Annotated in this window: 3 protein-coding genes; all 3 read left to right on the top strand. The window is 63.2% G+C overall.

Annotation, left to right across the window (positions count from 1 at the left end; all coding sequences use genetic code 11):
- Positions 1-747 (top strand): glycine cleavage T C-terminal barrel domain-containing protein (locus tag AC2FFH_RS23100; protein WP_496845412.1); only part of this gene is annotated, 747 nt, incomplete at its 5' end.
- 19 nt (positions 748-766) lie between these two features.
- A complete protein-coding gene (gene gcvH, locus AC2FFH_RS23095) occupies positions 767-1,132 on the top strand; it encodes a glycine cleavage system protein GcvH (protein ID WP_058271403.1) in 366 nt (121 codons plus the stop codon).
- 112 nt (positions 1,133-1,244) lie between these two features.
- Entirely contained in the window at positions 1,245-4,100 is a 2,856-nt protein-coding gene (gene gcvP, locus AC2FFH_RS23090; protein ID WP_496845411.1) for an aminomethyl-transferring glycine dehydrogenase, read from the top strand.
- Position 4,101 lies beyond the last annotated feature (1 nt).

Here is a 4,101-nt window from a genome sequence, read left to right as displayed (position 1 = left end):
GCGCTGCGCCATCAGGACATTCCGCATATGCGAGACAATCTGGACGGCGTCGAAGTGACCGAGATCTTCGACCGCGCGCTGGTGGCGGTGCAGGGCCCGGCGGCGGAAAACGTTGTGGGTGATCTTTGCCCTGCCGCCCGCGACCTGAAGTTCATGGAAACCACTGAGGCCCCGATCAACGGTGTCGAGTGCCGCATCTCGCGGCTGGGCTACACCGGCGAGGACGGGTACGAGATCTCGATCCCCGAGGACAAGGCGATCGAGGTCAGCAAGGCGTTCCTGGCGCATGAGGATTGCGAAGCGGCCGGTCTGGGCGCGCGCGACAGCCTGCGGCTGGAGGCCGGCCTGTGCCTTTATGGCAATGACATCGACCAGAGCACCTCGCCGATTGAGGCCTCGTTGGCTTGGGCGATCCAGAAGCGCCGCAAGGAAGAGGGCGGTTTCCCGGGTGCCGAGCGCGTGCAGAAGGAACTGGCCGAAGGCCCCGCCAAAAAGCTGGTTGGCATCAAGCCCGAGGGCCGCGCACCAGCGCGTCAGGGTGTGGAAATCCAGTGCAGCAATGGCAATACGATCGGCCAGATCACCTCGGGCGTATTTGGCCCCACGGTCGGCGGACCGGTGGCGATGGGCTATGTGTCCAACGGCCACGGTGAGCCGGGCGAGACGGTGAACCTGATCATCCGGGGCAAGCCGCAGCCGGCGCAGATCGTGGCGCTGCCCTTCGTCAAACAGAATTACAAGCGTTGAAGTCAGGAGAGAGACAAACATGGCAACCTATTATTCCGAAGAGCATGAATGGCTGACCGTCGAAGGCGACACGGCCACTCTGGGCATCACCAAGCACGCGGCTGAACAGCTGGGCGACGTGGTGTTCGTGGAGCAGCAGGAAGCAGGCGATGAGTTTGAAAAAGGCGGTGAGATCGGCGTGATCGAATCCGTCAAGGCCGCCTCCGAGCTGTATGCCCCGGTCGATGGCGAGATCACGGAAGTGAACGAAGCGCTGGCCGACAACCCCGGCGCGCTGAACGAAGATCCCGAGGGTGAGGCCTGGATCTACAAGATCAAGATCGCGGATGCCGCGCAGCTGGAAGATCTGATGGATCTGGACGGCTACAAGGCCCTGATCGGGTAAACCCAAACGGCGGGTCCTTTCGCGGATCCGCCCCTTCATCTGGCTAAAAATATCCCCGCCGGAGGCTCCTGCCAGAGCGGCCGGGCGAGACATTCCCTGAGGAGCATGACCTATGGCCTTCAAACTGACTGATTACGAAGCCTATGACTTCGCCAACCGCCGCCATATCGGGCCCAGCCCGACGGAAATGCGCGACATGCTCAAGGTGATTGGCTTCAAGACGCTGGACCAGCTGATCGACGCCACCGTCCCGCCTGCGATCCGGCAGAAAGAGCCGCTGGACTGGGGTCCGGCGATGACCGAACGCGATGCGCTCTTTTACATGAAAGAGGTGGCGAGCAAGAACAAGGTTCTGACCTCGCTGATCGGTCAGGGGTACTATGGCACCACCACGCCGGCGCCGATCCTGCGCAACATCCTGGAAAACCCGGCCTGGTATACCGCCTATACGCCCTACCAGCCCGAGATCAGCCAGGGCCGGCTTGAGGCTCTGTTGAACTTCCAGACCATGGTCAGCGACCTGACCGGGCTGGACGTGGCCAACGCGTCCCTGCTGGACGAGGCGACTGCTGCTGCCGAAGCGATGGCGATGGCCAAGCGTGGTGGCCGGTCGAAGGCCAACAACGCGGCCTTCTTCGTGGACAAGAACTGCCACCCGCAGACCATCGCGGTGATCAAAACCCGCGCCGAGCCTCTGGGCATCGACGTGCAGGTGGCCGACCCGGACACGCTGGACGCAGGATCGGTCTTTGGCGCGATCTTCCAGTATCCCGGCACTCACGGCCATGTGCGCGACTTCACATCGGAAATCGCCGCGCTGCATGAACATAAAGCCATCGCCATCGTCGCCGCCGACATCCTGTCGCTGGCGCTGCTGAAATCTCCCGGTGAGATGGGCGCGGATATTGCCATCGGCTCGACCCAGCGCTTTGGTGTTCCGATGGGCTATGGCGGGCCGCACGCCGCTTACATGGCGACCACCGACAAGCTGAAGCGGTCCATGCCGGGCCGGATCATCGGTGTGTCCATCGATGCACGCGGCAACAAGGCTTACCGCCTGGCGCTGCAGACGCGTGAGCAGCACATTCGCCGCGAGAAGGCCAACTCGAATGTCTGCACCGCGCAGGCGCTCTTGGCGGTGATTGCCTCGATGTATGCCGTGTATCACGGCCCCGACGGCATCAAGGCCATCGCACAATCGGTGCACCGCAAGACCTCGCGCCTGGCCGCCGGTCTGGAAGAGGCAGGCTTCTCGGTCGAGCCAGAGGTGTTCTTCGACACCATCACGGTTGAGGTCGGCCACCTGCAGAATGTCGTGATGGAGGCCGCCGTGGCCCGCGGTGTGAACCTGCGCAAGGTCGGCGAGACCAAGGTCGGCATCAGCCTGGACGAACAGACCCGGCCCGAGACCATCGAGGCCGTCTGGGGTGCCTTCGGCATCGATCGCACCGATGACAGCTCAAACAAAGTCTATCGCCTGCCCGATTACGCGCTGCGTGAAAGCCCTTACCTGACCCACGAGATCTTCCACAAGAACCGGGCCGAGGCCGAGATCACGCGCTATATGCGCCGTCTGGCCGACCGCGATCTGGCGCTGGACCGGGCAATGATTCCGCTGGGGTCCTGCACCATGAAGCTGAACGCGACGATCGAGATGATCCCGGTCACCTGGCCCGAGTTCGGCAATCTGCACCCGTTCTGCCCCGAAGATCAGGCGCGGGGCTATCACGAGATGATCGACGATCTGAACGACAAGCTGTGCCAGATCACCGGCTATGACGCGATCTCGCAGCAGCCCAACTCGGGCGCGCAGGGTGAATATGCGGGCCTGCTGACCATCCGCAACTATCACGCCGCGCGGGGTGAGGCGCACCGCAATGTCTGCCTGATCCCGACCTCGGCGCATGGCACCAACCCGGCCTCGGCGCAGATGGTGGGCTATCAGGTTGTTCCGGTGCAAGCCGATGAGAACGGCAACATTGACCTGAATGACTTCCGCGCCAAGGCCGAGAAGCATTCCGATCATCTGGCCGCCTGCATGATCACCTACCCCTCGACCCATGGCGTGTTCGAGACCACCGTTCAGGAGGTCTGCCAGATCACCCATGATCACGGCGGTCAGGTCTATATCGACGGCGCCAACATGAACGCCATGGTGGGTCTCTCGCGTCCGGGTGACATTGGCGGCGACGTCAGCCACCTGAACCTGCACAAGACCTTCTGCATCCCGCATGGCGGCGGCGGTCCCGGCATGGGTCCGATCGGCGTCAAGGCGCATCTGGAGGAACACCTGCCGGGTCACCCGGAATACGGCACCGCCGTGGGTCCGGTCTCGGCCGCTCCCTTCGGCTCGCCGTCCATTCTGCCGGTCAGCTGGGCCTATGTGCTGCTGATGGGCGGCGCGGGTCTGACGCAGGCGACCAAGGTGGCGATCCTGAACGCCAACTACATCGCGGCGCGTCTGCAGGATGCCTATCCCATCCTCTACACGTCCGAGACAGGTCGGGTGGCGCATGAATGCATCCTCGACACCCGTCCGTTGGATGAGGCTGCGCATGTGACCGTTGATGACGTGGCCAAACGCCTGATCGACAGCGGCTTCCACGCGCCGACCATGTCCTGGCCAGTGGCCGGCACGCTGATGGTCGAGCCTACGGAATCGGAGCCCAAGGACGAACTGGACCGCTTCTGCGACGCCATGCTGTCCATCCGGGCCGAAGCGCAGGACATCATCGACGGCAAGATCGACGCGGAGAACAACCCGCTGAAAAACGCCCCCCACACGGTGCGCGATCTGGTCGGCGACTGGGACCGGCCCTACAGCCGCGAACAGGCCTGCTTCCCCCCAGGCTCCATGGGCGTCGACAAATACTGGTCCCCCGTAAACCGCGTCGACAACGCATATGGCGACAGAAACCTAATCTGCACATGCCCCCCAATGGACGCATACGAAGAAGCCGCTGAGTAAA

The organism is Ruegeria sp. YTSC003 (assembly GCF_059609785.1).
Note: the sequence above shows the minus strand (reverse complement) of the source record. Positions and strands in the feature narration are given on the sequence as shown.

Bases quoted from the DNA above. Each gene is read 5' to 3' on its own strand.
- gcvP (WP_496845411.1), top strand. From the start codon at position 1,245: ATGGCCTTCAAACTGACTGATTACGAAGCCTATGACTTCGCCAACCGC.
- gcvH (WP_058271403.1), top strand. From the start codon at position 767: ATGGCAACCTATTATTCCGAAGAGCATGAATGGCTGACCGTCGAAGGC.